We start from the raw sequence: 24,541 nt of genomic DNA, 5'->3' as shown, positions 1-24,541 counted from the left end.
AATGAAGACACTTGAAAATAATCAAGTGCCTTTTTTCTATTTACATTAACAACTTATATGGTTAATCCTATCGTTTCTTCCTTTTGAAATGCTGGAATCCATTCTCCATGGGCGTCAATTAAATCATCAACCAGCGATACAATTTCGTCGATTGACAATTCCGCAGCCGTATGTGGATCGAGCAAGGCAGCTTGGTAAATATACTCCCGCTTCCGTGTAATGGCAGCTTCTATTGTTAATAACTGAGTATTAATATTGGTACGGTTTAAAGCGGCGAGCTGCTCTGGAAGGTCTCCGACATACGCTGGGGTGATACCGCTTCGATCGGCAATACAAGGAACTTCTACACAAGCTTTTTCAGGTAGATTGCTGATGAGTCGCCCTGTATTTAGGACATTACCGCCGAATTTGAATGGAATATTTGTTTCGACAGCCTCGATTATTCTTGAACCATATTCTTTAGAACGAACATGTTCCAATTTCTTATTATTTACTAACTCTTCTCTCATGGTTTCCCAGTTCTTTATTTGCGCTTCACAACGACGAGGATATTCATCAAGTGGAATATTATATTTCTCAATCAGTTCCGGGTATTTGGATTTGATAAAGTATGGATGATATTCCGCGTTATGTTCAGAAGATTCCGTTACATAATAGCCAAACTTATCCATTAACTCAAATCGTACCATATCGCTATGCTGTGTTTTTTGCTTTTCCTTCGCCCTTCTTTTAATTTCAGGATAAAGATCCACACCATTTCTTTTTACTTCTAATAGCCAGGCCATATGGTTAATTCCGGCAATCTTTTCTTGAACCCCTTCCGAATCCATGCTCAATGATTTTAATAGTTCTTTAGTGCAAACTTGAACACTGTGGCACAAGCCGATTGTTTTAATTTTGGTGTAACGATTCATAACACCGGTTAAAACAGCCATAGGGTTTGTATAATTTAAGAAGAGGGCATCAGAGCATACCTCTTCCATGTCACTTGCAAAATCAAGCATGACTGGAATAGTTCGAAGACTACGAAAGATTCCACCAATGCCGACTGTATCGGCAATTGTCTGCCGTAAACCGTATTTTTTCGGTATTTCAAAATCTATCACCGTGCTTGGCCTATAACCGCCTACTTGAATGGCATTAATGACGTATTTTGCGTCCTTAAGAGCTTCCTTACGATTGGTATAAGCTTTAATCTGGATATTTTTATTCAAGCTTTCTTTCAAATTTCTTAACATATTCTCGGAATCTCTTAAACGCTGTCCATCGATATCGAATAGGGCGAACTCAAAGCCCTCCAACGCAGGAACAAGCATACAATCACCAAGGACGTTTTTGGCAAAAACGGTGCTTCCTGCACCGAGAAAAGTTATTTTAGACATTTCTTATCCTCCCTAAATATTATTAGTTAATAAAATCAACAATAAAGACAGCTTTTTTAACTTCGAAATCAATTGTCAAACTGACCTAATTGGATCACAAACTAATGTATAAATTCCATCCTGTACTGTATCAAATCGAATGATTCCTTCATTCAAAGTTGTATATTGGATAAAATCATTTGCTGCACCTTTAAGTGTAATAGGCTGATTCAACTTTAACTTACACGGTTTTCCGTTTAATGATTTGATTTTTGCTTTTACAATGCGATAATCCTTCCACTCCATACCTACCTCGAATCCGCCTCTCGCCCGTAACCCGCAAACATGCCCATCCTTCCATGCTTTAGGCAACGCCGGGAGCAAATGAACGGCATCATCATGACTTTGTACTAGCATTTCTGCAATGGCAGCCGTACCTCCAAAATTGCCATCGATTTGGAAAGGAGGGTGATCATCGAATAAATTAGGCAGAGTCGATTGCCGAAGTAAAGCTAATAGATTTGAATAGGCCTGTTCTCCATCCTCTAATCTGGCCCATAAATTGATCAACCAGGCACGGCTCCAGCCTGTGTGACCTCCCCCATGTTCCAAGCGCCTTTCGATTGTTCGTCTTGCTGCGGAAGCCAGTTCCGGCGTTCGCTGAACGGTGATTTGGTTTCCTGGGTGCAGTGCGAATAGATGGGATATATGCCGATGCCCAGGCTCCTTCTCCTCATAGTCCTCTAGCCACTCCTGTATTTGTCCGTATTTTCCGATCTTTGGTTGAGGGATGCGCTGCAATACTTCAAATAATTGCCCCCTAAATTCCTCGTCTATCGAAAGAATCTCACTCGCTTTCATACAACAATTAAAGAGTGCATCTAAAATCTGATTGTCCATGGAAGGCCCCATGCACAATGTCCCTGATTCGCCATTCGGTAAAATATAAGTATTTTCCGGAGAAGAAGATGGACAGGTAACAAGATACCCTTCTTTTGTTTTTATTAAAAAGTCCAAGAAAAATCGTACCGATTCTTTAATTGTTTCATAGCTCTTCTCCAAGAAAATGACATCACCAGTAAATTGATAGTGTTCCCATAAATGCAGGCAAAGCCAAGCTGCTCCCATTGGCCAATAAGAGGCTGGCAGATAGATATCCTGTGGAGCGGTGTCTGCCCATATATCCGTGTTGTGGTGTGCTACAAACCCCCCGCAGCCGTACATCATTTTGGCTGTCCGGCGTCCAGGCTCTCTCATTCTTTCAATTAAATCGAATAATGGCTCGTGACATTCAGACAAATTACACGTTTCTGCAGGCCAATAGTTCATCTCCGTATTAATATTGATTGTAAATTTGCTGTCCCAAGGAGGCCGCATACTATAATTCCATATCCCTTGCAAATTGGCAGGTAGTGATCCCGGCCGACTGCTTGAAATAAGCAAATACCTGCCAAACTGAAAATAGAGTGCCAGAAGACCATTATCCTCATATCCTCCTTTGAGACGTTTTAATCTTTGATCAGTTGGCAACCGATGATTTTGATCACTAGATGTATCAAATAGGTTTAAACTTACTCTGCTATAAAGTTCCGTATAGTCCTTTATATGAGTACTTTTTAAAAGCCCGTAATCCATATGTACTACTTGCTCAATCGCACTAAAACAGGCTAATTCCGGATCACTGTGATGAAAACTGGTATCAGCAGCCAAAAATATTGTGACTTCATCAGCAGCGTTGACCAGTAAATGTTCACCAATGGTATTCACATTGCCACCCTTGGCGTTCACAGAAAGAACAACTCGAAAATCAGATCCATTTTTACCGCCGCAATTGCCCCTCATAACAAGGCTATTGCCTCTTATCGCCCTAACCTCTTCCATAAGTCGGCTTCCATCCCTCGTTAGTCTGGCTGAAAAAGATATCGAGGCTGACTTACTGGCTGTAAGGCGAATGATAATGAGGTCAGAAGGATAGCTTGAAAAAATCTCTCTTTGAAACTTTACTCCATGGCAGTTGTATTCAAGCTTAACAATTCCCTTTTCCAAATCAAGTTCACGTCTGTAATCACTTGCCTCTTGGTGATCAAAGTCTAAAAAAAGATCGCCCATCCCCATATAATGCCTTTGCGTCTCAGGAATACCCGAAAGCGCCATGCTCGCCAATTTTTCCGCTTCCACTAGTCTTCCGTTTTGAAGCAATTCCCTTATCTTGGCCAGATTTTCCAGTGCATCCGGGTTATTCCGGTCCCTTGGGCCGCCATACCAAACGGATTCCTCGTTCAACTGGATTTGTTCAATAGCTGTTTTTCCATAAATCATTGCACCAAGACGACCGTTACCGATGGGTAACGCCTCATTCCAGTCTTTTGCAGGTCGATCAAACCATATCATGTTATCGGACATCATAAACCCTCCTTTTGCCATTTTCCATTTCCTTTTCATTTATTAACAACGCAATCTTTCTATAGTAGCCAACATAAAGATAGCGTTTTCATTTACAGTATGAACCTAGTAAAATATTACGAAGCTTTCTGGTGAGGGCAGTTGTACCCGCATCTGTTTTCTGGATCATGAATAAGAAGGTAACATCGTCCTTTGGACAATTACAAAAATAGGCCCCCAGCCAACCATCCCAGCCATATTCACCAAGACTGCCAAGGCCCCCAGCCTTACTGCAATCGGTCATTACACGCATCAAGTTTCCATAGCTGTGTCCACTTAGTGTAAACCAATTGTCAAAGCCTTTCTGCTGCGCAGCATTCAAGGTTCCTGACGTTAAATATTTGACAGTTTTTGGTCTTAGAATCTGAACCCCATTCAAACTTCCTTCATTCATCAGCATTTTAGCGAATCTTGCATAATCATCAATAGTAGAAACCAATCCTGCTCCCCCGGATTCAAAAGCTGGTTCTCTATCCATCTTATTTATGATGCCTAAATGGTTCCCTGTATAAAGCAATAATTCACCCTTTCCATTGTCTGCATAGGCGTTAACAAGTCGGAATCTTTTTTCTTCCGGTACCCAAAATCCAGTATCCTGCATGTCAAGTGGTCCAAATATCTCCTTCTGTAAAAATTCTCCAAAACGTTTGCCGCTAACCACTTCTACCACCGCTCCCAGTACATCAGCAGAGATCCCATACTGCCAATTCGATCCCGGCTGAAAGGCAAGGGCACATTTTCCAAGTTTATTCATCGCTTCCACCGTACCCATTGGGGAATCACTGAATAACCGGTTATCGATTTCCTGAAACAAAGCCTCTGTCTCCCTACCGGCTCTGTTCACTCCTCCATATACTAATCCTGAGGTCATGGACAGTAAATCTGTCAGTGTGACTTCACGTTCTGTTGGAACCAGCCTATCACCTTCACACACCATCTGATATTTAAAGCCATCGAGAAATTGACTTACAGGTTCATATAAATCAATTTCCCCCCGTTCTAAGAGAATCATCACCGCGGCAGCAGTAACAGGCTTACTCATGGAATATAATCTGAAAATGGAATCTCTTCTAATTGGAAGCCCCGCTTCTCTATCAGCCAAACCATCTTCATGGTAAAAGATTTCTTTACCGCCTTTTATCACCATTACATTTCCACCGGCTATTTCATTTTTTTCTATACTATTTGTTAATATTTTTTTTACTTGATCCACGGCTCCTACACCCAACATTTTCCATACTCTCCTAATCTATTTGTTTCTGCATAAAGTACGAAAAGCATCGCTGTTTTCATCAACTTGTACCTATGTTTATTCTCTCAATGACTATATTTAATTGTTGTAAAAGTCATAACATTCCAAAATGATATCGGTAACAAAAATTTAACACACTGGCATTCTTACGTCAATTTCTTTTTAAAAATAAATACAATGAAGATTTTAGTAATTTAATTAAGGTAAAATCTACCAAAATTTTCCCATAATGAACGGATGGAACCTTCCTGCAATAAACTTTGTTACCGATAACACTTTTTTCTTGATATATTTATTGTAATCATCTAAAATTTAAGTTAGAATATTCTTTTTGTGGATAGGAGGTAAATATGGTTACCATTTATGATATTGCAAAGAAAGCCAATGTTTCAGCAATGACTGTCTCAAGGGTTATTAATAAATCAGAAAAAATCAGTGAAGAAACACGAAAAAAAGTTGAAACGGTTATTAAAGAATTAAATTATATTCCCAATAATTCTGCCAGGAATCTAATAACTAAAAAAACAAAAATTTTATCTCTTATGATCACCGATATTGGCAACCCCTTTTTCACAAGCGTTGCACGCGGGGCGGAAGATAAAGCCATGCAAATGGGCTATCAGCTTCTTCTATGTAATAGCGATGAGAATTTTGAAAAAGAATCCAAGTATATGGATATGCTTATTTCAACCGGGTCAGATGGTGTACTGATTGCTCCAGCAAATGATAACTCTAAAAAAAATATGAAGAAACTAACCAAACATGGTATACCTTTTGTATTAATCGATCGCAATATTCCTGATATAGACTGCGATCAAGTTCTGAGCGACAATGAAGCAACCACCCGTAGGTTAATTGAGCATTTAATTAAACAAGGGCATCAAAAAATTGCCATTATAAATGGTCCTTTAGTTGTGTCGACTGCTCGTGAAAGACAACAATCCTATATTGATACGTTAAAGATACATGGAATATCAGTTAACAACCATTTAATTAAGGAAAGCCAATTCCGGGACAGTGATGTAACAAATTCCATTCAAGAGCTTCTAAATTTACCAGAGCAAGAACGCCCAACAGCTATTTTTGCAACAAATAACTTTATTGGAATGAATACGATGAAAATTCTTTACAAACACAATATAAAAGTCCCAGAAGAAATGGCCGTTGTGTCATATGATGTACCAAATTATACGGAAAATGAATCAATATTAACCGTTGCAGAACAACAGGCATACAATTTCGGGTATATTGGCATACAGTTATTAATCGAACGAATTGAAGGAGCAGCACCTGAAAAAGCAAGAAAAATTGTCCTGCCCTCTGAAATACATTTGCGAACCTCTTCTCTCCATCAACGTGATAAAGGAAGAAAATCTTAGCTCCCCAAACGAAGGAACTTTTTTTGTTAAGAAAAAGAAATGGAAGATGTTTAATATGATACCTATAGATAGGACACCTGAAAATGAGTGTTTCATCGATAGGTATTTTTTATATACTTAATTTTTAAAGTATGGGGGACTAGGTGAATACAATGAGCAAAGTTTAAGATCAAATGCGCCATAGAAATATATGGTTTACTATTATAATTATCGTTATCAATGGAATTAAAGAAAGATGACCCCTATTTCAGAATAGGGATCACCTTTTTAGTATCTTATCGCTTTTTTTCATGTGTCCTTGACAGGGGTCCCAGATTACTTGACTAAGGTTCAAAAGTAGGTTCAAACTCCCCTTTTGCTATCTGTGCAGTAACGTTCTGATTCCTCTAACTTTAAAAACCTATTAGTCTTATATTAAAAGTTAATGATCATCTGTTTTCCGTTGTAAATAATTCTCTTTTGAGTACAAGTAGTGAAAGCCGCTCTACCGGTAATAACGGTGATCAATAATTCCATGGAACTCTTCATTTCGGGATAAGATCCTTGGCGTTCATCTATTACAAGTCGATTTTTTTCGTCTTCCCAGCGAATAATTATTGTTGCAAATTCCCCCTTTACATAGTTGTAATTGTCACCTTCATCTTCATACATCATAAAACTTCCGTCTTGCCCCTTATAAACTCTCAATTCTAAAGGTTCTGTTGATTCTTCTGAACTGTATTGGATATCTGGTCCAATAGGAATAATAGAACCGGCACGTACATATAAAGGCATTGTTTCAAGTTCTGCTGGAGCCTCAATTGTTTGACCGCCGCTCATCCATTGGTCTGTCCAGAAATCATACCAATCTGAACCAAAAGGCAAATATACAAGACGTTTTTTCGCAGCACCTTCAATCTTAACCGAACCGCTTTTATAATACATTGGTTCTGTTATGGGATTAACTAAGAATGCTGGCCCAAACATATATTGGTCTTTGATATTATACGTTTTTGGATCATTTCTGAAATCAAATGCCAAGGCTCGCATCATCGTATAATCCTGATGAGTCACCCAACCAGCGACTGAATATATATAAGGTAACAATCTATATCGAAGCTTGATAAATTTTACCAGCGTATCATAATACAACGTGCCAGGCTCTCCAAATCTCCAAACCTCTCTTGGTGTGTCTGTACCATGAGAGCGGAACATCGGTAAAAATGTACCATATTGCAGCCATCGAACGTAAAGCTCGCGGTATCCTAAATCGTCACAACCATCTTGATAATCTCCATTCCAAAACCACTGTTCCTTTTTGGAAACAAAGAATCCTCCTATATCCACTGTCCAGTAGGGCATGCCAGTCATACAGAAATTTAATCCATCAGCGATTTGGTTTCGCAATGTTTTCCAATTGGCAGCAACATCTCCAGACCAAGTTATCGTCCCATACTTTTGCTGGCCTGCATAAGCAGATCGTGTTAGGTTTACAACCCGTTTCGTTTCGGTTGTCTTCCGCTGACCTTCATAAATGCCCTTTGAATGAAGAAGCGAATAGGCATTAATATAACCTGGGTCCAAGTATTTCTTTGATTCTTCTGTGTTGATTCGAAGTCGTTCTTCCGGTTCAGGTTTCACTTCCCCATTCCAATCAGCCTCAAAAGGTTCTGTACAGTCACACCACCATGCATCGATGCCATGGGAAAACAACCCCTCATTTGCCTGTTTCCAATACAAATTGCGTGCTTCTTGGCGAAATGCATCATATGTCGCTTGATTCCCTAGAAGATAACCCTTTTGCTTCATTTCAACATGATTTGGACCATCGTTATTCATAATCGGCCAAATGGAAACCATCAGTTTTGCATTAAGCTCGTGAATATCACGCATCATTTGTGCGGGATTTAGAAAACGTTCGGGATCAAAGGATTTCTGCCCCCACAGTTCACCTGTCCAAGACATCCAATCCAGTACAATACAATCGAGAGGAATTTGTCGTCTCCTTATTCCTTTACAATAGAGATTAACTCTTCTTGAGATTTATACCTTTCCTTAGATTGCACATATCCGAATGACCATTTTGGTAAAAGAGGTGCCTTTCCTGTAATATGACGGAAACATCTCACAATTTGATCAAAATCAGGTCCATATATAAAGTAATAGTCCATCTCGCTATCTGTATCCGTCCATATATATGAACCATGCAAGTCATCATGAAATGTCATCAACGAATAGCTATCCACAACCACTCCGTACCCTTTCGTTGAGACCAAAACAGGAACCACTGCTTTCATGTTTTGCTGGTAAAGATATTGATAAGTGCCCCTTAAATTTAAAACACCTTCCTCGTGTGAACCAAGACCATAGAGTGCTTCATCATCTGCCCATTCGAATTCAAGTTTGGTATGATAAGCCGTTCGATCCACAACATGTTTTGCTGGAATGGCTTTAGCACGAGCACCATCTACATTTTGTGAATTCTGAATCTCCGTATTTTCATCAAAAACAGATTTTACCACTTCAACCGGTACAAGTGTTTTCCCACCACGTTCCGGTTCCTTTGCTAAAATCTTACCCGACGAGTCGGTATATGTAAATGCAGCTGTATGTTTATTAATGTGAATCTGTACATTGCACGTTGAAAACACGATCACATTTTCTGTTTCCTTTACGGAAAAAACAACATGTTCTTTCGCATTTGGTCCAACCATGAAGCTTTTCTTCAAGCCGAATTCCTTCCCCAATGTATAACGGATACGAATAATTGAGTTGGTATAGGGAATGACTTCCATCAAACCATTTGTGCATTTGATTACCAAATGATCCACTTGTTTTTTATAGTGCACAACCTCCATGTTGCAACCACCTTTTCACAATATTATTCAATACCTTCCGACAACTAATAATGGTATCGTCTACTTACTTGTTAGCGATAAAACATTCTAAAGATTCAATTTAAAAAAATACCTCAGTCCTAAACCTTTTTTGGACCGAGGTATTTTACTTTTTTTAAAATTACGAACAATTCTTCATGTTCTACTTTTCAGATTTATCATATGCTTGTTGCATTATTTTTAAATAACGTTTAAGGTTTAATTTATCAAACCCTTTGACATAGGATTCCCAGTCTGTATCCAAGTTCATTTCCCCTGTTACAAACTTCAAAAGGCTCTGATTAACATAATTTTGAATATTTGTTTCTAACATGGCTACTTCATCTGCATCGGATGGATCCATCCAAACGGACCATGCTGGGTAAACATCATCTGGCTGCGTACCCTCATACAAATGGGTTGCATCTTGAAGTCGGCGTTCATACCCTTCCGGTGTAAATACTTGAGTCGATTGGATTTGCCCATTTCTAAAAGAACTGGAAGAACCGAATTCTGCGATTGGACCCCATCCATTATTGTGAGTTTTTTCACCGTCTTTCAGGGGTATCGACGCGAAAAGCGGTTTAGCACTTTTTTCAATCGCAACATCACCATCTTTTGGCTTTCTCCAGTCCACACCCTCTTTACCAAATTGACCCCTTATATTTCCATCCGCTGTAAACAAGTAGTCTATGATCTTAATGGCTGCGATTTGATCTTCCTTCGACGCTTTATTAGTAAGTACAAAGTCAGCTCCAGGAGTAACAGGGTAATTATAAGTGGCATAAGCAGAATTTGGACCTTGCAGTGGCGCGAGTGCTACATAATTATCTGAATACAAACGTTTTTGATCAGAAACAAACTCACCCGGGTGTGTAGCTGTTCCAGCACCAAGAATTTCTGCTGAGGCATTATCCCCCAGTTTTTGGTATGCATCATTATTCTGGGTGAATGCACCTGGATCAAGTAATCCATCCTTGTATAAAGAACGAATGTATTCTAATCCCTGCTTCCATTCCTTCTTGTCAGCCGCAAAGTCAACCTTTCCATTATTTAACAGAAGCCTTTTTTTACCATCATCATAAATAAAGCCGTTCATTAGAAATGGAATAACATTAGTATCAGGGATACCTACTGCCCCACTTAGCGGGACTTCATCTTTTTTACCGTTACCATTCGGGTCCTGGTTTTTAAAAGCTTCAAGTACATTTTTAAAATCTTCTGTTGTTTTTGGCATTGGCAAATTCAACTTTTTCAACCATTCATTATTTATCCACATTTTATATGGCCATGTACAATGGTAACACTCATTCAAGTGTGAAATACCATAGATATTTCCATCAGGTGAAACCGTCATTGCCTTAAATTGTTTATTGGTATCAAGCGTTTTTTGAATATTTGGAGCATATTTTTTAATCAAGTCATTTAGTGGGATAAGAACACCCTGTTTTCCATATTTTATCAAATCATTTGTAGAGAAATGATCCACCCAAGGAACCAACATATAGGCGTCTGGATAATCACCGCTGGCTAAGGAGATTTGGCGTTTTTGACTAGCTGATGTAGCATCATAGGTCGTTGTCTGCCAATTAATCTTAACATTGAATTTTTTTTCTACTTCCTTTGTGAAAAAATTTGTACTTAATTTAGTATTACCTACCCCTTGAGGAGCAAAAATTGACAATTCCCCTTCACCATCTTTTGATTTACCTGACGATGTTGTTTCTGTTTTGTCGGTACAGCCTGCTAAAAATGTTGCAAGTACTACAAATAGAAGCATTGCCAAAATACCTGCTTTTTTCATAACTACCTCTCCCCTTATGTTTAAAAATTTAGCCCTTTACTGAGCCAATTAAGACACCCTTCATAAAGTGACGCTGTACAAATGGATAAATAATAAGAACTGGAAGACTGGCTACTACAATTAATGAATATTTCATCAAATCAGCGAGTTGTTTCATATCCATCAATTTTTGTGCATCAATCGATGCAGATGAAGTTGTATTTAAAATAAGGATATTACGTAAAACAACCTGAAGTGGGAATAATGCTTCAGATTTCAAATAAAGCATGGCATCAAAATAAGAATTCCATTGAAAAATCGCATACATTAAAACTAATACGGCAATAATAGGTTTTGATAGCGGCAGAACAACTGACCATAAAAATCTTAGGTCGCTGCAACCATCCATCTCGCTTGCTTCCACGATTTCTTCAGGAATACTTGTCCTAAAAAAAGTTACAGCAATAATGACCTGCCAAACAGCAATAGCCTTTGGAATGATTAAAGCCCATCGGGTATCCAACATATGTAGGTTTTTAACTACAAGATATTCGGGAATTAATCCACCTGAAAATAACATTGTAAATAAGATAAAAATCATCAAAAAATTACGACCATAGAAAGACTTTCTAGAAAGCGGATAAGCAAACAACACTGTCAAAGTGACACTAACGATCGTGCCAAAAAAGGTATAGAATAGGGAATTAGCATAACCAACTAAGACCTGTGAATTGCTAAATATAGCTTTATAGCCTTCTAACGAAAAATCAACCGGCCATAGCCAAACCTTACCAGACGAAACAGCTAGCGGACTACTAAGTGATGAACTAACAATATATATCAATGGATACAGAACGATTACTACTACAAAGATTAAAAAAGTATAAATAATGGTAAGGAACACTTTGTCACCGAAAGACTCTTTTATTGAATTTGCTTTTGCCACTAAAAACACACCCTCCTATTCTTGCAAAATCATTACCATAAACTATTTCCTGAAATTCGTTTCGCAAATAAATTTGCCAATAAAAGAAGTATTAAGTTTACTACAGAGTTAAAAAGTCCTATCGCTCCTGCAAAACTGTAGTTTGCATTTAGAAGCCCCATTTTGTAGACGTAGGTTGAAAGCACCTCTGATGTATCTAAATTGAGCGGATTTTGCATTAAAAATATTTTTTCAAAACCAACTCCCATAACGTTTCCAACTGTTAAAATTAAAATAATCGTAATAGCCGGCATAATCCCTGGCAGATCAACATGGATAATTTTTTGCAGTCTTGATGCACCATCTATTTTTGCCGCTTCATATAGTGAAGTATCAATACCCGAAAGAGCGGCTAGATATATTACGGCTGAATAACCTGTAAATTGCCAAACATCCGACCAAACATATATGGAACGGAATAAACCAGGGTCTCCCATAAAATTAATGGAATGAAGCCCAATTGCTTCTAAGATGTGATTAAAAATTCCAAGCCTTGGTGATGTCAACACAATAATCATGGAAACTAATACAACTGTAGAAATGAAATATGGAGCATAAGTAACAATCTGTACAAATTTTTTGAACCGGCCTTGACGAATTTCATTAAGTGCTATAGCCAAAATGATTGGCAATGGGAAGCACGCTGCAATATCATACAAACTTATAAACAATGTATTCTTAATAAGATCCCAAGCTGCAGGGTTATCAAAAAATAGTTTAAAGTACTTAAGCCCCGCCCAAGGACTTCCCATGATTCCTTGAACCACACTGTAATCCTTAAACGCAATAATAGTTCCAAGCATGGGAATGTACTTAAAGATAATAAAATAGAGGACGGAAGGAATAATCAGTAAATAAAACTGCCAATGTTTTCGCAAGCTTTTCAATGCCTTGCTACTTCCAACTTTTCTTTTTTTGGATACCGAAATGGTTTGTTGTTCTACTGTTACCGTTTTCAGTTTAAATCCCTCCTTACTGTTTTCATTTGTTTTTTAAGCATTATTTTTCTGTAAAAAGGACACTAGTTAAAACGCTTTCAAAAAAATTCATTCTATTAAACTATTAAAGATCACATCCTTATTTTTATTTGTTCGAATGTTGTTATCGATAACAACTATGATAAAATTATGTTATCGATACCACTATTAAATTTATAATATTCTATCTATTCATGAAATTCAAGTTAAAAAATAATAAAATATTCTGCTATTTTTCTTCTTTAATTATTTTATTACTTTCTGTGCAAATTCAGGGTTCCCGCTAGGCCATGTTTTATTATGAATAGGTTCTAATATTTCAAGGACAATACTCAACATTTCCTCATCAATCGGTTCATCTGTCCACTGAATATTTTTCCTAATGTTTTCGACACTTGCCGTACTTACCAAAGTAGTTGGGATTGTCTCGTTTTGGATGGAAAATTGGATAGCTAATTTAGATAAATCAGTTCCATTTTCCTTACAAAACTCGGCAGCCTGATTACAAATCATGCGAATTCCCTCACTAGCAGGGTGCCAATCAGCAACTGTTCTCGAACTTAATAATCCCATTGATAAAGGGGAAGCATTTATCAATCCTGTCTTTTTCTCTTCCAGAAGAGGAACGAGTGACAGTAGCGAAGTATCATTTAAAGAATAATGGCAATACGATAAAATCACATCTAGTTCTGTCTGACTAAGAACTTGTTCAAAAATGGTCAACGGAAGTCCAGATACACCAAAGAACCTGATTTTCCCTTGCTTTTTTAATTGTTGTAAAGCAGGTATACCTTCTGCCATGATTTGATCGAATGAACCAAACTCAATATCATGCAGCAGCAGAATGTCTACATAATCCGTTTGTAATCTCGCCAAACTCTCATCAATACTGTCAATAATACGTTGTTTAGAGAAATCAAATTTGGTTTCCCCATAACGTCCGGCCTTTGTTGATAAAATAAATTTGTCCCTTGGTATTTCACGTATTGCTTTACCTAGAACCGTTTCGGCCTTCGTTAGTCCATAGTATGGCGATACATCAATTAAGTTAATCCCATGATCAATGGCTGTATGAACCGTTTTAATTCCTTCGTTTTCATCAATATCTCGAAATACCGAGCCAAGTGAAGAGGCCCCGAAACTAAGAATCGATACATCCACTCCTGTTTGTCCAAGCTTTCTGTATTTCATGTATTTCCTCATTCCTTATTATTTTTTAAATCGCTGATTGTCGATGTTTAATTTATAAAACTTTAATGCATTGCCTCCAAAAATCCTTTCTTCCTCAACTTCAGTCAGATTTGGCGGAAGTGTTTCTTTTAAAAGATTATATACATCATCATAGTTTGCAGAAAGTAAACAAACAGGCCAATCACTCCCAAACATGACCCGGTTAACGCCAAATTCATTCACAATATGCCTCACATAGGGAATAAATTCTTCCTTTTCCCAATTGTGATGATCGGCTTCCGTAACCATTCCGGATAACTTGCAATAAATATTGGGATGTTGCGCAATCTGTTTCATTTGACTTTTCCATGGCTCTAAAGTTCCTGCTTTAATTTGCGGCTTGGCGATATGGTCGATAACTGCCCGTATGGAAACATGTTTTAATAGTTCGACTACCACTGAAAGCTGATCGGACCGAACCAGGAGATCAACGGGAATATCCATTTTCTCAAAATAAGAAAATGCCTCCAAATAATGGGGTTTTAAAATGACCTTCTCATCTGGCATATCTTGTATCATGATCCTTATGCCAACAAATTTTGGGTGTTTCCTAAAATTTTCGAGCTTTTCTTTATAGGCAATATCCTCGATATCAATCCATCCAACAACACCGGCAATGGTTTCCGATTCGTTACTAAGTGAGAGGATAAATTCTGTTTCTTCTATAGTTGGCGCTGCCTGAACAACAATGGTTTTGTCAATTTTGTTTTTTTCCAAATGTGGCCTTAAGTCTTTTTCCAGAAAATCACGATATAGAACAGGTAGCTCTGGAGTAATCCAGCCATAGTCATTACGGCTTATTTTCCAATAATGCTGGTGAGAATCAATTCGCATCGGTTCGATTCCTTTCCTACTACACTTTACATATATGAATATTTCTTTTGAGTAAATATATTTTTGATTATAGTTCTACCATTGCTTTCACAACCTTCGATTCAGGTTTCAGCCATTCTTCAAATATGCCAGTCATTTGTTCAAGATCAGACCGATGTGTAATGTAAGCGTTTACATCAATCTTCCCGCTCTGAATGGATTTTATTACATGGTTGAAGTCTTCTTTATTAGCATTCCTGCTTGACATTAATGTCAATTCTTTAGAGTGAAAATCAGGGTCCGAAAAAACAATTTCCGATTTTACTAATCCGACGAAAATGAGTTTCCCTCCATTTGCCGGATAACGGAAAGACTCTTCCATTGATTTGCGATTTCCGGTTGCATCAAATACAATTGTTGGCATATCTCCGCTTGTTATAACCTTTAAGGTTTCCAGTGGATTCTCTAAAGCATTAATGGTAAATTCTGCTCTTGTCCACTTTTGACAAAATTCCAATCTTTCTTCATTAATATCCATAGCAATTACCCTGGCACCCTCTTGTTGTGCGAATGCCATAACCCCCAAACCAATCGGGCCCGCACCAATTACCAGTACAAATTCTCCCTTTTGAATTCCTGCCCGTCTGACCGCATGGGCACCGATACTTAAAGGTTCAATGACCGCGGTCTGATCCAATGACAAACCTCCTGTCTTCATTAAATGATCAATAGGCACAGAGATTTTTTCACGCATCCCACCGTCGATATGTACTCCCAAAACTTTCATTTGAGTGCAGCAGTTTGTTTTTCCTTGCCGGCAAGCAATACACTCACCGCAATGCATATACGGGATAATAGAAACCTGCTCTCCTTTTTTTAATCCTGTTGAATTTTCGCCAATCCATTCAATCGTTCCAGCCAATTCATGGCCAAGCACCCTAGGATAATTAAAAAAGGGTTGATTTCCTTTAAATGCATGCATGTCGGTTCCGCATATCCCAACTCTTTTAATTGCGACAATCGCTTCACCTAGTTTTGGAAGTGGAATATCTTCATTGGTCAATCTAAAAACATTAGGTTGTTCACATACAATTGTTCTCATCTTCATTACCTCCTCTTCAGAAAAATCTCTTAGTATAGTTAAAAACTTTTCATGATTTATTGTTATCGATAACATTAATTTAACACTGAAAAATGTTATAGTCAACAAGATTCTAAAAATTTTTTAAATGGAAATAGAAGATCCATTATTTATAAATCACCTCACTTTTAATGCTAGTACATTACTCAATATATTCATAATTTGATAGAGTCCTAGTACAAATTAATAAAAAATAAAACGCCACCGGTTATGGTGACGTATGATTATCGTTATAGATACTTCAGTAGATTTTCCGCTGCTTTCTACTTTACTAGGGCGGATAACAGTTTATTTAACGTATTATCTAACGGTAATAAGAGATGCTCGTGATTCTTCATAATTGCCCCTTCTAACCACAATAACTTCTCCTTAAAATCATCTGCTTAGTTTCGAGGTGAAGGCACGTAAGATGTGAACCTAGAAGCACCAAAGTTGTATGACAATGGATTTGACCGTCTGTGGAAAGAAAACTTTTATACGTTTCATATGACGGAGAAGTACACAATAAACAACTGCTTCTATTGAAGATAAGTTTCAAAGAACAAGAGATTAAATTTTACTTATAACTTGTTTAGGTGAAAATGGAATGACCGCATCCATCTTAACTGCTAAAGGTACAACCCCTTCAACTGCACTTGTACATCCGACGAGACGGTTAGATGCTGCTATCGTTCTTTGTCTCTTTTTCATTGTATTTTTCCTTTGTTCTCCTAGTGTCCCCCTATCGAGATGGAGGTCCCCTAAGTATGGTTTCATTTCACCATTTGTAAAACTTTCAGCATCAAGTAATTCAATCCGTTTTGCGCGGAAACGTAAGTGTAGTAAGTCCCCTTGTTTAAGGTATAACACCCCTCCTCCATTATAGGCTTCAGGAGTCATATGGCCAATTGCTGCCCCGTAAGTAACTCCAGAATATCGACCATCACTAATAAGAGTAGCTAAACGTTTGAGTTGGCGATTTGCATTAATATGCTGCATGGGGTTGAACATCTCGGGCATTCCAAATGCCTCAGGGCCTTGACCAGCGATAATTATGGTAAGTTTCAAACTTTGATCTTTTACCATTCGATTAAATAATTGATGATAGGATAAGGCACCTGCTTCTCCATAACTATCTGGATGATTATGTTTCCACATTTGCAGCAAGTGCTCTTGCGAAAATGCTTGCTGGTCTCTTAATTCATCCAATAATTGGTCATTTAATAATTGATTATTTGCCTCTTCTTCATTTTCAAAATAAAGAACAAACGAAACTTTATCATCAAATTGATCTAATTGATAGGTAGTCATCCCACTAATTTTGACAACAGCGCTTTCAAAAAAGTTCCCCCGTAACACATCGACTCCGCTAAACTTTCTAAGGGGCTTACTTTGGATGATTGGATTTTCCTTAACTCCATCCGCACTTAGTCCTTCCGTATTACTCAGCCTTTCCTTCCAAGTTTGGCCAGTCACAGTTAAAGCATCAACATCCATCGGAACTCCATTCCGAATTAATTCATAAAAAAGAGTTTCCATTCCTCTAATCTGACCAGAACAGCATTGCTCTGCTAGTACAAAGATATCCCTGCCTTCTGTAAGGCTGTAATGAAATAAATCTGGTATAGGATACGATTGATGAATTTTCTCGATATCCCAAAGACTAAAGTCATATCCCGCATAAACCATTGCCCCAACAATGTGCATCATTAGGTTGGTGGAACCGCCGCCAGAGCTATGAATCCGGATGGCATTTTCTATATTAGCACCGACCAACTCAGCCACACTGCATTCTGGGCTATTAGCTATCGAAAATAAGGATTCAATGGCTGGCTTTAGTTGATCGGAAGTAGGTGGTTCTGTTAACAATTCCAGTTTAGGATGAACTAACCCAAAACCTGCCATCAAATCTCTTGAACTATTTCCCGTTCCATGGAAGGCACATATTCCCCCTGCTGAGTCACATGTATTAATCGCAAGCCTCTTTTCATAATTCTTATGTTGCTCGTGGGTAATGATACCCTTTTCAACAGCTCGCGCAAGAACTCCTTGAAATTGTGTATTCGATGTACATTGTAAGATAAAACTTAAAGCATCGTTAAGATCATCGGCAATATTCTGTTCACCCATTAATGATGCTCTGTCAGCAATTTCTTTTAGTTCTACTTGTAAATCCTGCGGAATTTCCCCTCCCTTTAAAACGTGAGAAGGTGCAAACGTTGCAAATACCGGTGCTTCACCACGGTAGCTCCGGACACGATCCAATAAAGCTAAACCACTTAATACACCTAAAGGCTGCTTATCACAACCTTGGATAACAAATGCCCCATGATAGGAATGCGCTTCCATTTGATTGACGACAATCTCAGCAATGGCATTACGGCTTTGCAGTGAATAGGACATCCCCATATTACTTTGGGCTGTACCGTCACACATAACAGGTGTACTAAAATAAAATGGAACCCCGCCTTCTTCCCAAATTTTTAAAGCTGCCCGAGATACTGTTTCTAAATCTAGTATATGGGCAGGATGGTCGGCGGAACCACCAATGATCGCGATTCGAGGCGCATTCTCTTCTAGACGGTTATATATTTCCCCTAATGTCCAATCCGAGTTTGAGCCTTGATAAGAGTCTCCTAAAACCTTTTTGGCCCTATCCAATAGTCCTGCTACTGTAATCGGTTCATTTGCCTTTCCTTGAACATTTTCCCTATAAGGGTTAATTGGATTGTTTATTCTTGGCTTTTTATCATCTACATCTCTGGACATATATAATGCCTCCTGCTCCGCAACAATTTTCTTTAATACACTAGAACCCTTTATCTATCTAACTAACTATACATTTATAAAAGGAAACCATACTATATGGATACTCTCCATCTACATACAGTCCCCTTTCATAATCCTTTTGCTATTAAGGCTTTACAAATACCGTTTTAATGGAGGTGTAAAACTCTATCGCAGCGGTTCCTTGTTCTCGTGCGCCGGAACTGGATGCTTTCATACCGCCAAATGGAGCTTGTAATTCTACTCCTGCTGTTTCATAATTTACACGGACAAGACCTGCCTCACTTGCCTCGATAAATTGAAATGCCTTCCCAATGTTTTTCGTGAATATTGATGCACTTAAGCCATATGGAATGTCATTTGCCAATTCGATTGCTTCCTCAATTGTTTTAACTTTTATTAAGGCTAACACCGGACCAAAAATTTCTTCTTGGCCAATTGTCATGCCTGATTTAACATCACCAAAAATAGTCGGTTCAACATAATACCCATCCTGCAGTTCAATTTCTGATGGCCTATTGCCGCCAAATAGAACGGTTGCGCCTTCTTCTTTTCCTTTTTCAATATAGGAAAGTACAGTGTTTAACTGTGATTCATTCACACATGGCCCCATCCAGGTCCCTTCTTCAAGGCCATCGCCAACCTTTAATTCTCTTGTTCTATCAACTAATCTATTTTTGAATTCTTCATATATTCCTTCTTGTACAATGACTCGGCTAGTTGCGGTACATTTTTGACCCGTGGATCTTAGTCCCCCGCTTATAGTCGCTTCCACCGCCTCCTCAAGGTCGGCATCATCTGCAATAATAATCGGATTTTTCCCGCCCATTTCCAATTGATATTTTGCGCCCCGTTCAATTGCCCCAAATGCCACTCTTTTACCGGTAGAATTGGAACCTGTAAAGGAGATTCCGTTTATTTGAGGATGATCAATGATGCGCTGTCCAACTACTGAACCTTTCCCCGTCACCATATTTACTACCCCTGCAGGCAAGCCGGCCTGCCCCATACATTCGATTATTTTAGCACAAGTGACGGAAGCCTCCTGTGCAGGCTTAATCACAACTGTATTTCCATAAATTAAAGCCGGTGCCATTTTCCACAGAGGGATGGCAACAGGAAAATTCCATGGTGTAATTATTCCCACAACACCTAAGGGAACACGAGTTGTATACATTAACGCCTTGCTATCAGATGCTGGAATGACATCACCGGTTTTCCGTAACCCTTCCCCAGCATAATACCTTAGAATAGCTATACCACGTAAAGTTTCTCCCTTTGCTTCTGGAAAGGTTTTTCCCATTTCTCTTGTAAGTGTTTCAGCAATTTCATCCAGGCGCTTCTCCATGATATCAGCAATTTTAAAAAGTAAGTCTCCTCTTTGTGCACCAGATAAATTCCGCCATGTTGCAGTTGCATTTTGAGCAGCAGCAACAGCTTTATCTACATCACTTGCAGATGAACTTTGATAGTACCCAATTATTTCATTGCGGTGTGCCGGACTATAACTCTTTTCAACCAAATTGGTAGATGCTGGCACCCATTCTCCGCCTATAAAATTCCCATACGTTTTTACTTCAGTTTGAACTGTCATAGCTACCCTTTCCCTTCTTTTCATATCTTTTCAACTAAATTGTTTCAACTAGTTTTACTGCTTGTTTTTTTACCGGATTAACCAATGTACCTATACCCGGAATTTCTATTTCAATAAGATCACCGTCTTGTAAAGTATAATTTTCTGGGGGAACAATGCTTGTTCCTGTTAAAAGTACAGTCCCATTAAACACAATATTATCTTTTACTAGATAGGAGCATAGTTCTTCATATGTTCTTCGCAAGTCACGGGTATTGGCCGTTTCTTCAAATACTTTTTCCTGATTCCGATAGATACGACAGGTAATCTGGAAGCTATAATAATCTTCAACTGTTTCTGCCAAACGAATAGCAGGACCAATCGAACATGAATTTTTCCATATTTTAGCTTGAGGTAAGTAGAGTGGATTTTCTCCCTCAATATCCCGGCAGCTCAAATCATTTCCAATTGTGAACCCAAAAATCTGCCCATTCTCATCTAGGACAAGGGCTAATTCAGGTTCGGGAACCTGCCAGTTTGAATCAGTTCTTAAACAGAGGGAATCGCCCGTTCCTCTTGTTCTATCTTTAGTAGATTTAAAGAAAATCTCTGGCCTTTTTGCCTCATAAACTTTATCATAGATGGTTGGCTCGATATGTTTCCCACCGGTAGCTTCATAGTTCCTTTCTTCCCTGCTTCTTAGATAAGTGACCCCAGCAGCCCAAACCTCTTGTGCTTCAATTGGTACGAGTAATTTAAGCTGTTCTAACTCTTCCTTCTTAGGCAAAGTATCTTGGATAGCTTGCTGGATGATATCAACCATCGATACTTTTCTTTGTTGTGCTTCCTGCCTTAGTTCAAGGATGTTTTCAAATGGCAATTCGTAAAGTAAATTCTCATCCGTAATAGCAGCTAATCTCGATAAACCGTTTTCTTCCAAGAATCGTATAATACGCATCCAATCACCTCTAATTAGTTTTACATTATAAAACTCAGTTTTATAATGTATTCATATGAAAACTCCATTATTTAAAATAAGGAGTTTTTAAACATAACCCATTTTTTGGGATATTTCTTCGCCAGTTTGGATCATCAATGGTATAATTCGTTCCATTTCCTCATCATTTAACCGAGGCGTAGGCATCGAAACACTAAAAGCAGCTATAGCATTGCCTGTATGATTACGAATCGGAAATGCGAGACAGCAAATACCAGGCTCATTCTCTTCTCGATCCATAGCAAATCCATTTATTTTTATTTCAACCAATTCATTTAAAAAATCAGTTTTATTTGTAATCGTTCTAGGTGTCCTTTGATCAAATATATAGCCATCCATCATTTTATCAATCTCTTCTTGGGAACTTAAAGCGACAAGAAGCTTCCCTACTGCACTGGTATGTATCGGCACCCTCCTTCCAATCCGAGAATATAAAACATTTGCTGAAGTTCCCTCTACTTTATCTATATATAGACCTTCTTTTCCCTCTAAAATGACAAGGTGAAGGGTGTGACCGGTTTTTTTCGATAAATCAAGTAAGTATTTTTTTGCGATGTTCCGAACATCTAAGTTGGTTATGACAAAATTACCTCTTTCAAGTAACTTCATGCCCAGCTTGTATTTTCCACTATCTCCATCCTGATCAATATAGCCACTTTTTTTAAGCGTTTTCAATAGTGAATGAACAGTACTTTTATTCAAGTTCATACGCTCGCTGATTTCGGTAATTTTTAATTCCGTTGCATGCTCATCAAATAAGTCTAAAATCGTCAGTGCTCTTTCAACTGCTTGAATTATTGGCATTTAAAATCAATCCTTTTTTGTTGGGTTTCTAGACGTAGATTACCACATTTCAAGCTTTGAATCTCTTTAATAATATCCTATTGATAAAAAAGACCATTTGTTTTACATTATAAAACTGTGTTTTATAATGTAGTTTCAATCTAGTTAAAATATTACTCTAATCATAAAAATGAGTCAATACAATTTTTCATAAATATTCTGAATTATCAAGACTGTATTTATGATATCCCCAAGTGTCACATTAACAGTATGACAAGAGTGTAATTGGATTCAATGAGTAATCATAATCACCATGTAGGACATAAAAAATTATAAGGTATATCCGAATCCCAAAATGGTAAAACATTTGTCTTCATTATTGGAAGCCATCTTGATTTCTACCTGGTGTTCCCGGCAGACATCCTCCTGATACAAGATTACAGCATTGCAATGAGTCCAGTTAACTTCATGAGGGTCGGCGGTTTTTATATGTTGGCCATCCACAAATATTTCCGCTATTCCAAACTCACTATTTCCTGAATCCTTATAAACAAGAATGAGACTTCTGCTGTTTATCGTCATTTTGAAACTTTCATTTCCCGATGTAGTTGTATGCATCCAGTTATTTGGAAATTGAGGAGTAACGAAAGTGTTAGCATCCATCTCTACCATCTGCAAATCTTCATCTGTTTCCCAAAAACTACCCACATTTATCCTTGCATCTATTGGGTTATCTTTCCTATCAAGTAACTGAACATCCTTAAAACAATTACCAATAACCGGCGATATATCTATTTTAATATCTTCTCTATCTCTAATGGATTTCTTTGTTTCAGAAAATAGATAAGAAAGGCAATCTGCCATTATAGTATGACCGTCATTTGTTGGATGATAGATATCGTAAAAAAATTGCCTCTTGGTTATGATGTTACCCTCTTCCTTTGTAAGCCTAAACTGCTCTACCACTGCATCCTTTACACTTACCATTGGGAGTTCATAGTGCTTTCCTACGGGAGAAAGCCTATCCTGCAGATTCCAGTCATCTACAAACACGCTGAATAATAAAATAACAGCTGGTTTGTTTTCCGGAGAAAGTATTTTTAAACATAGGCTCTCATAACAAATTCCCTTTGTTTCGTCTCCTGCATCATTTACCGCAAACTCAACAATCACAATATCCGGCTCTACTTTTCCATTCCTTAAAATATCCCGTTCATAGCGAATCATGCCGAGCTCAGATGGTGTACCTCCTACTCCGGCCTTCACAAAATGGACATTTTTTCCATCATCTTTCCCAAACATTTCTCTGAATTTCAAGTATGATTGATATGCATAACAATGAGTATGGATTGGTTTTGCTCCAGCTCCCTGAGTAATGGAGCCCCCTATGTATGCGATGGTAACATCCTCGCCTCTTTCTGCTTTTTCAATTGCCGCTTTCAATCTTTGATTGTTTCCTTTACTTAAAAGGGATTTTCTAATCATGGCCTGGTAACCTTTTGAGCCGAATGCGACCGGCGGTTCCAACGATATCTCAGGGACCTTATAGGCATCATGCAGATAGAATTTGACACTTGCTGTTGCTAGTTCACCAGGATGCTCAAATTCAAAGGCAAATTTACCTGGAACATCGTCATCTGGGGACCATTGGTAATCCCCAAGGTCTAAAATTATCTCGGTTCCATCTGTTGGACATGGCATTCTTAGTAGTGTTCCAGTATCATATTTTTTCCCTTTTCCATAATTTTGTAATACAAAATTGATCTTTCCTGCATATTCATTTTCTGTTTTTATTACAACCCCTATACTGTGAACCAACTTAAAAAATCCCTTACAATCTTCAAGGAGAGTCAATATTTCCTCATCTTTCACGCCACCTACAAGTCTTGCAATACTTTTCAATTGTTCTCCTTCCAAATAGATTTCCTGTGAGGGCTTGCCTTCATTACGGGGAGTTGCCTCAATCACTTTCTCAAACATAACGAAAAAGCTATCCCGTTTTACCACTTGATCTTTTGGTGCCTTGAAATCTTCATCTCTATTGTCATTTTTTAATCTGCTTTTATCAGTCATTTTTACCTTTCTCTCCTATAAATCATCTATTTTTTTATGACAAATAATTTACTGAATTTTTATAATTAGATACCTTGATAAAGATCTATATAATCCAATCCTAAACGCTTTAAGCCGGCATCACATTGCTG

Annotated in this window: 17 protein-coding genes; 1 reads left to right on the top strand and 16 read right to left on the bottom strand. The window is 38.1% G+C overall.

Features of this window, described 5'->3' with window-relative positions:
* Positions 1 to 53: 53 nt before the first annotated feature.
* The 3 genes from melA to COD92_RS12670 form a co-directional block, all read right to left on the bottom strand.
* Positions 54 to 1,382, bottom strand: coding sequence for an alpha-glucosidase/alpha-galactosidase (melA, locus tag COD92_RS12680; protein ID WP_098531787.1), 1,329 nt, complete (start codon positions 1,380 to 1,382; stop codon positions 54 to 56).
* A 75-nt stretch (positions 1,383 to 1,457) separates the two neighbouring features.
* Positions 1,458 to 3,764, bottom strand: a complete 2,307-nt coding sequence (locus COD92_RS12675; protein ID WP_098531786.1) for a glycoside hydrolase family 95 protein — start codon at positions 3,762 to 3,764, stop codon at positions 1,458 to 1,460.
* Between the two features lie 88 nt (positions 3,765 to 3,852).
* Positions 3,853 to 5,034: a serine hydrolase domain-containing protein gene (locus tag COD92_RS12670; RefSeq protein ID WP_098531785.1), complete on the bottom strand. Its 1,182-nt coding sequence runs from the start codon at positions 5,032 to 5,034 to the stop codon at positions 3,853 to 3,855.
* Between the two features lie 371 nt (positions 5,035 to 5,405).
* Between COD92_RS12670 and COD92_RS12665 the strand changes: the two genes are divergently transcribed.
* Positions 5,406 to 6,434, top strand: coding sequence for a LacI family DNA-binding transcriptional regulator (locus COD92_RS12665; protein WP_098531784.1), 1,029 nt, complete (start codon positions 5,406 to 5,408; stop codon positions 6,432 to 6,434).
* 414 nt (positions 6,435 to 6,848) lie between these two features.
* Here the strand turns inward: COD92_RS12665 and COD92_RS33335 are convergent, their stop codons facing one another.
* The 13 genes from COD92_RS33335 to COD92_RS12605 all read right to left on the bottom strand — a co-directional run bounded on the left by COD92_RS33335 (position 6,849) and on the right by COD92_RS12605 (position 24,410).
* Complete coding sequence (locus tag COD92_RS33335) at positions 6,849 to 8,378, bottom strand: TIM-barrel domain-containing protein (protein WP_368731451.1); 1,530 nt, start codon at positions 8,376 to 8,378, stop codon at positions 6,849 to 6,851.
* Positions 8,379 to 8,419: 41 nt separating this feature from the next.
* Positions 8,420 to 9,271: a DUF4968 domain-containing protein gene (locus COD92_RS33330; protein ID WP_368731450.1), complete on the bottom strand. Its 852-nt coding sequence runs from the start codon at positions 9,269 to 9,271 to the stop codon at positions 8,420 to 8,422.
* A gap of 181 nt (positions 9,272 to 9,452) precedes the next feature.
* Positions 9,453 to 11,093: a type 2 periplasmic-binding domain-containing protein gene (locus COD92_RS12655; RefSeq protein ID WP_098531783.1), complete on the bottom strand. Its 1,641-nt coding sequence runs from the start codon at positions 11,091 to 11,093 to the stop codon at positions 9,453 to 9,455.
* A 28-nt stretch (positions 11,094 to 11,121) separates the two neighbouring features.
* On the bottom strand, positions 11,122 to 12,018 hold the full coding sequence (locus COD92_RS12650; protein ID WP_480253646.1) for a carbohydrate ABC transporter permease: 897 nt from the start codon (positions 12,016 to 12,018) through the stop codon (positions 11,122 to 11,124).
* 32 nt (positions 12,019 to 12,050) lie between these two features.
* On the bottom strand, positions 12,051 to 12,986 hold the full coding sequence (locus tag COD92_RS12645; protein ID WP_255286734.1) for an ABC transporter permease: 936 nt from the start codon (positions 12,984 to 12,986) through the stop codon (positions 12,051 to 12,053).
* Positions 12,987 to 13,280: 294 nt separating this feature from the next.
* Positions 13,281 to 14,225, bottom strand: coding sequence for an aldo/keto reductase (locus tag COD92_RS12640; protein WP_098996376.1), 945 nt, complete (start codon positions 14,223 to 14,225; stop codon positions 13,281 to 13,283).
* An 18-nt stretch (positions 14,226 to 14,243) separates the two neighbouring features.
* Positions 14,244 to 15,098: an amidohydrolase family protein gene (locus tag COD92_RS12635; RefSeq protein ID WP_098531780.1), complete on the bottom strand. Its 855-nt coding sequence runs from the start codon at positions 15,096 to 15,098 to the stop codon at positions 14,244 to 14,246.
* A 67-nt stretch (positions 15,099 to 15,165) separates the two neighbouring features.
* Complete coding sequence (locus COD92_RS12630; RefSeq protein ID WP_098531779.1) at positions 15,166 to 16,179, bottom strand: zinc-binding alcohol dehydrogenase family protein; 1,014 nt, start codon at positions 16,177 to 16,179, stop codon at positions 15,166 to 15,168.
* Positions 16,180 to 16,767: 588 nt separating this feature from the next.
* Entirely contained in the window at positions 16,768 to 18,966 is a 2,199-nt protein-coding gene (locus COD92_RS12625) for a dihydroxy-acid dehydratase domain-containing protein (RefSeq protein ID WP_098531778.1), read from the bottom strand.
* Between the two features lie 145 nt (positions 18,967 to 19,111).
* A complete protein-coding gene (gene gucD / locus COD92_RS12620; protein ID WP_098531777.1) occupies positions 19,112 to 20,578 on the bottom strand; it encodes an alpha-ketoglutaric semialdehyde dehydrogenase GucD in 1,467 nt (488 codons plus the stop codon).
* Positions 20,579 to 20,612: 34 nt separating this feature from the next.
* Positions 20,613 to 21,515 (bottom strand): fumarylacetoacetate hydrolase family protein, encoded by a 903-nt coding sequence (locus COD92_RS12615; protein ID WP_098531776.1) that lies wholly within the window; start codon positions 21,513 to 21,515, stop codon positions 20,613 to 20,615.
* Positions 21,516 to 21,602: 87 nt separating this feature from the next.
* The gene (locus tag COD92_RS12610) at positions 21,603 to 22,358 is read right to left on the bottom strand and encodes an IclR family transcriptional regulator (RefSeq protein WP_098531775.1); all 756 of its coding nucleotides are present in this window, start codon (positions 22,356 to 22,358) and stop codon (positions 21,603 to 21,605) included.
* 309 nt (positions 22,359 to 22,667) lie between these two features.
* A complete protein-coding gene (locus tag COD92_RS12605) occupies positions 22,668 to 24,410 on the bottom strand; it encodes an SGNH/GDSL hydrolase family protein (protein ID WP_098531774.1) in 1,743 nt (580 codons plus the stop codon).
* Positions 24,411 to 24,541 lie beyond the last annotated feature (131 nt).

The sequence above is a fragment of the Bacillus sp. AFS037270 genome, from assembly GCF_002585305.1.
The sequence above is the reverse complement of the archived record's forward strand: the minus strand, read 5'-3'. Positions and strand labels throughout refer to the sequence as shown.